Annotated in this window: 4 protein-coding genes; 2 read left to right on the forward strand and 2 right to left on the reverse strand. The window is 72.2% G+C overall.

Going from position 1 to position 4,983, the window contains the following annotated elements; genetic code table 11:
* Window positions 1–1,094 (forward strand): S8 family serine peptidase (locus tag AB0G02_RS27985; protein WP_360799426.1); only part of this gene is annotated, 1,094 nt, incomplete at its 5' end.
* Between the two features lie 62 nt (window positions 1,095–1,156).
* Here AB0G02_RS27985 and AB0G02_RS27990 read toward each other — a convergent pair.
* Window positions 1,157–1,453, reverse strand: a complete 297-nt coding sequence (locus tag AB0G02_RS27990; protein ID WP_360799429.1) for a hypothetical protein — start codon at window positions 1,451–1,453, stop codon at window positions 1,157–1,159.
* Window positions 1,454–1,509: 56 nt separating this feature from the next.
* Window positions 1,510–4,233, reverse strand: coding sequence for an AbfB domain-containing protein (locus AB0G02_RS27995; protein ID WP_360799432.1), 2,724 nt, complete (start codon window positions 4,231–4,233; stop codon window positions 1,510–1,512).
* Window positions 4,234–4,407: 174 nt separating this feature from the next.
* Between AB0G02_RS27995 and AB0G02_RS28000 the strand changes: the two genes are divergently transcribed.
* The coding region (locus AB0G02_RS28000) for a LacI family DNA-binding transcriptional regulator (protein ID WP_360799435.1) at window positions 4,408–4,983 on the forward strand (576 nt) is incomplete at its 3' end.

The raw sequence follows: 4,983 nt of genomic DNA on the forward strand, positions 1-4,983 counted from the left end.
CGTTGGTCGCCCAGGACGTGGTTCTTCGGCATCACCGTCTCCGCCCGCCGATCCGGCATTTCCAGGCCGCCGCCCGGTCCGCCGCGCCCGGCGTCACGTTCACCTACGGGGCGGCGCTGGACGGGTTCGCGGTGCGCACGAGCGCGGCGGGGGCGGGACGGCTCGCGGCCGACCCGCGCGTCGCCTACGTCGCCCAGGACCTGCGGGTCCGGCTGGACGTCGCACCGCGCGCCCTCGCCGTCCAGCCGAACCCGCCGTCATGGGGTTTGGACCGGATCGACCAGCGCTCCCTGCCGCTGGACAGGAACTACGCGTACGCGAACACGGCGTCGTCCGTGCGGGCGTACATCTTCGGCACCGGCATCCGGTACACGCACCAGGAGTTCGACGGCGCGGCGGTGCCCGGCATCGACACCGTCGGCGGCGTCACCCCGCCCGGCAACGACTGCAACGGCCACGGCACGCACATGGCGGGCACGGTCGGCGGACGCACCACCGGCGTGGCCAAGGACGTGACGCTGGTGTCGGTGCGGGTCCTCGACTGCCAGGGCTCCGGCAGCTACTCGCAGATCATCGCGGGCATCGACTGGGTGACCCGGGACGCGGCGGCGAGCGGGCGCAGGGCGATCGCGCTGATGACCCTCGGCGGCGGGCCGAACCAGGCGTTCAACGACGCCATCACCCGGTCGATCCAGGCGGATGTGCACTACTCGGTGGTGTCGGGCAGCTCGAACTCCGACGCGTGCAACTACTCCCCCGGCAGCACGCCGCTCGCCACCACCGTGGGCGCCACGGACGCCAACGATGTGAAGGCGGGCTTCTCCAACCACGGGCCGTGCATCGACGTGTGGGCGCCGGGCGTGAACATCACGTCGGCGTGGGGCACCTCGGACACCGCGTACTCGACGATCAGCGGTTCCACGGCATCGGCGCACGCGGCGGGCGTGGCGGCGCTGTGGCGGCACCGGTTCCCGGCCGACTCGGCGGTGGCGGTGGCCGAGGCGCTGCGGGCGAACGCCACCCCCGGCGTGGTGGTGAACCCCGGCGCGGGGTCGCCGAACCTGCTGCTGTTCTCGGGGATGATCCCGGTGTGATCACCGCGGGCCGCGCTGCACGTCGTGGTCGGCGGCACGCTGCCGTCGCCCACCCGATCGGGCTACTCGGCGACGCGGCCGGCCACGAACACCAGCACGGCGATCAGCACGAGTGCCGCGTAGGGCACGACCACCCGGGGCCGCCCCCTGGTGCCGGCCCACGTCAGCACGACCGACCACGCCCACACCAGCGCGGTGCCGCCGGTGGCCACGATCATCGGCGCCCGGCCGTACGAGCAGACCCCCGACACCGAGTAGTCGCAGCTGCCCGTCGGGGTGAACGCCATCAACCCGTACACCATGGCGATCGGCGCGACGACGCACAGCAGCACCGTGCCGAGCACGGCGAGACCTCTCATGGACCCGCACGGTAGCGCACCACCGCGCGGGTCCACAGAGGACTCACGTCAGCGTGTCACGGCGTCCACGGCGCGGTCACGGCCCACGTCACGTCGGCGTCGTACGACGTCGGGCTGTCGTAGGCGTGGGCGCCGCCGTTGACCGCCACCCACACCTCCTCGGCGTAGTGGCGCACGTTCGCGCCCAGTTCGTTCACCGACGCCAGCCGCACCCCGCCGGCCCCCGGCTGGGCGCAGAACGTCGCGTCCCGCCGGAACAGGTCGGTGCCGTCGGACGTGGCCAGCCGCACCCGGAACGCGGCGTGCCGCAGGTACTGGCCCGGGTAGTTGCGCGACTCGAACGAGTAGCACGACGGTTCCGCCAGGCCCCGCCGCACGACGAACGTCGCGTCGGCCTTCAGCAGGGCCGAACTGCTCGCGGTGACCACGTCGGTGCGGACGAGGCCGTCCTGGTGGCGCAGGTACCGGTCGGTGAAGCCGGGGGTGGTGACGCGGAACGACCGCGTCTGGTCCAGCGGCAGGTCCGCGCCGCTGCGCCAGAGCGGGACGGTGGCCGCCCAGGTCGTGTCGGCCGCGAAGCTCGTCGCGCCGTCCCACGGGTTCGTGCCGCCCGGCCGGGCCAGGTAGACGTTCTCCGCGTAGTGCCGGATGAACTGGCCGGGCAGGTTGCGCGACTCCAGCACCGTGCCGCCGGAGCCCGCACGGGCGCAGAACGTCGCGTCACCGGCGAACCCGGCGGTCCCGTCGTTGGCGTCCGACCGGATCCGGGACGCCGAGTGCCGCAGGTAGCGCCCGGGGAAGTTGCGCGACTCGAACGACAGGCACGCGGCGTCGGCCAGGCCGGGCCGCGCCCAGAACGTCGCGTCCAACCGGCCCAGGTCGTCCGAGATCACGTCGGTGCGGGCCAGTCCGTCCTGGTGGCGCAGGTACCGGTTGGTGTAGCCGGTGGTGGTGACCCGCAGCGAGATCGGCTCGCCGCGCCCGACCTCGGTGCCGTTGGCCAGCGCGAGCACCCGCTGGTTGACCTCCCGCACCCGTGCCTCGGTCACCTTCAGCACCTGCCGGTCGTAGGTGTAGAAGCCGTTGACCTCGTTCTCCACGTCGTACGGTTCGGTGTAGACGGACGCGGACAGCCCCCTGCTGTGGACGAACCGGCCGACCTCCTTGGTGATCTCCACGTAGCGGGTGGTCAGCGAGGTCTCGTCGGGGAACAGGTCGCCGTAGGCGAAGCCCGCGCCGGGCTGCCACTCGTGGCCGACGACCCTCCGGCCCAGGCCGCCGTACTCACCGAGGACGGCGACGCGGTTGGCGTCGGGCTGCCGGGTGCCGCTGGACATCTGGTAGGCGTGGTCGTCGATGACGTCGCCGTTGCCGGGGTCCGGGTCGGAGGCGCAGCAGTTGGAGCCGGAGTTGTGGTTGACCAGGCGGGTGTTGTCGAGGGACCGGACGAGGTCGACGATGCGGGCGGCGTCGTACTCGCCCCAGCCCTCGTTGAACGGCACCCACTGCACGATCGACGTGATGCCCTTGAGCTGGTCGACCAGCCGCCGCAGCTCGGACTCGTAGTTGCCGTGCCCGCCGGGCACCTCGTCGACGGCGTCGAGCGCGGGCATGTCCTGCCAGACCATGAGGCCGAGGCGGTCGGCGTGGTAGAACCAGCGGGCGGGTTCGACCTTGATGTGCTTGCGCACCATGTTGAAGCCGAGGGCCTTCTGCCGTTCCAGGTCGAACCGCAGGGCGGCGTCGGTGGGCGCGGTGTAGGTGCCGTCGGGCCAGTAGCCCTGGTCGAGGGTGCCGAGCTGGAAGACGAACTTGCCGTTGAGCAGGGGTCGCACGACACCGCCGATGACGGCCTTGCCCAGTGACCTCATGCCGAAGTAGCCGGTGACGACGTCGCTGCCGAGGGTGACCCGCAGGTCGTAGAGGAACGGGTCGTCGGGCGACCACAGCCGGGCGTTGGGCACGGGCACCCGCAGGTGCGCGCCGGTGGTGCCGGTGGCGGTGCCGACGACCTGGCCGCCGGTCAGCACCTCGGCGCGCACGGCTTGGCCCGCGGTGCCCTGGACGACGAGGTCGAGGACCCCGGCGGGCACGTCGGGGGTGGTGTCGAGCCGGGTGACGTGGTTGGCCGCGACCGGTTCGAGCCACACCGTCTGCCAGATGCCGGAGGCGGCGGTGTAGAAGATGCCGCTGGGGTTGCGGCGCTGCTTGCCGATCGGGTACCGGCTGCCGTCCACGGTGGACCGGACGCCGACGATCACCTCGTTGGCGCCGGCGCGCAGGGAGTCGGTGATGTCGAACGAGAACGCGTCGTAGCCGCCGGTGTGGGCGCCGACGTCGACGCCGTTGACCCAGACGCGGGTCTCCCAGGTGACCGCGCCGAAGTTGAGCAGGACGCGGCGGCCGTTCCACCCGGTGGGGGTGGCGAACGTGCGGCGGTAGAACATCTGGTCCTCGTGCCGCTTGATGCCGGAGAGGGCGGACTCGACCGGGTAGGGCACGAGGACGCCCTCGGCGAGGGTGCGGCCGATGGGCGGCGAGGACAGGTCGGGCGCGGCGGCGAACTCCCAGACGCCGTTGAGGTTGAGCCAGTCGGGGCGGACGAGCTGCGGGCGCGGGTACTCGGGCAGGGCGTTGGTGGGTGAGACCTGGCCGGTCCACGGGGTCGTCAGGGGTGCCGGTTTGGGTTGCCAGACGGCCGCGGTGGCGGTGCCGGGCAGGGCGACGGCGAGGGTGCTTAACAGGACGAGTCCGGTCAGCCCGGACAGGAGCTTGCGCATGGTGGCTCCGCGGTCGTCGGGGTGCTGGTGGCGTGACTGCTCGTGACGTGGGTCACCCGCCGTTTTTACATCGTTGGTACAACGTTGTAAAGGTATGTCGCGCCGGCTACGATCCCGGCCGTTACCGAGAATCGCCGTGCCCGGGAGCCGGGACCAGAGCACCGGAGGGACCGCTTGGCCACCCTGAAGGACGTCGCCGCGCTGGCCGGCGTGTCGGTGAAGACGGTGTCGAACGTGGTCAACGGCTACGCGTTCGTGAAGCCGGAGAACCGCCGCCGGGTCGAGGAGGCGCTGGTCGTCACCGGGTACCGGCCCAACCTGGGCGCGCGCAACCTGCGCCGCGGCCGGACGGGGTTCGTGGGGCTGGTGCTGCCGGAGCTGGTCGTGCCGTACTTCGCGGAGCTGGCCGGGCTGGTGCTCGGCGCGGCCCAGGAGCGCGAGTGGAACGTGCTGATCGAGCAGACCCTGGGCACGCGCGAGGGTGAGCGGGAGACGTTGGCCTCGCTGGGCCCGCACATGGTCGACGGCGCGATCGTGAGCCCGGAGGCGTTGGAGGCGCGCGACTTCGGTGAGCTGGCCCCCGGCATCCCGGTGGTGATGCTGGGCGAGCACTCGGTCGACCTGGCGCTCGACCACGTGGGCATCGACAACGTGGGTGCCGCCCGGGAGGCGGTGCGGCACCTGGTCGGCCTGGGCCACCAGCGCGGAGAAGTACTTCCACGGCGAGCAGCTGGCCGACGCGGTGCTCGC

It is taken from the genome of Actinosynnema sp. NPDC023658, from assembly GCF_040639995.1.
Classification (GTDB): domain Bacteria; phylum Actinomycetota; class Actinomycetes; order Mycobacteriales; family Pseudonocardiaceae; genus Actinosynnema.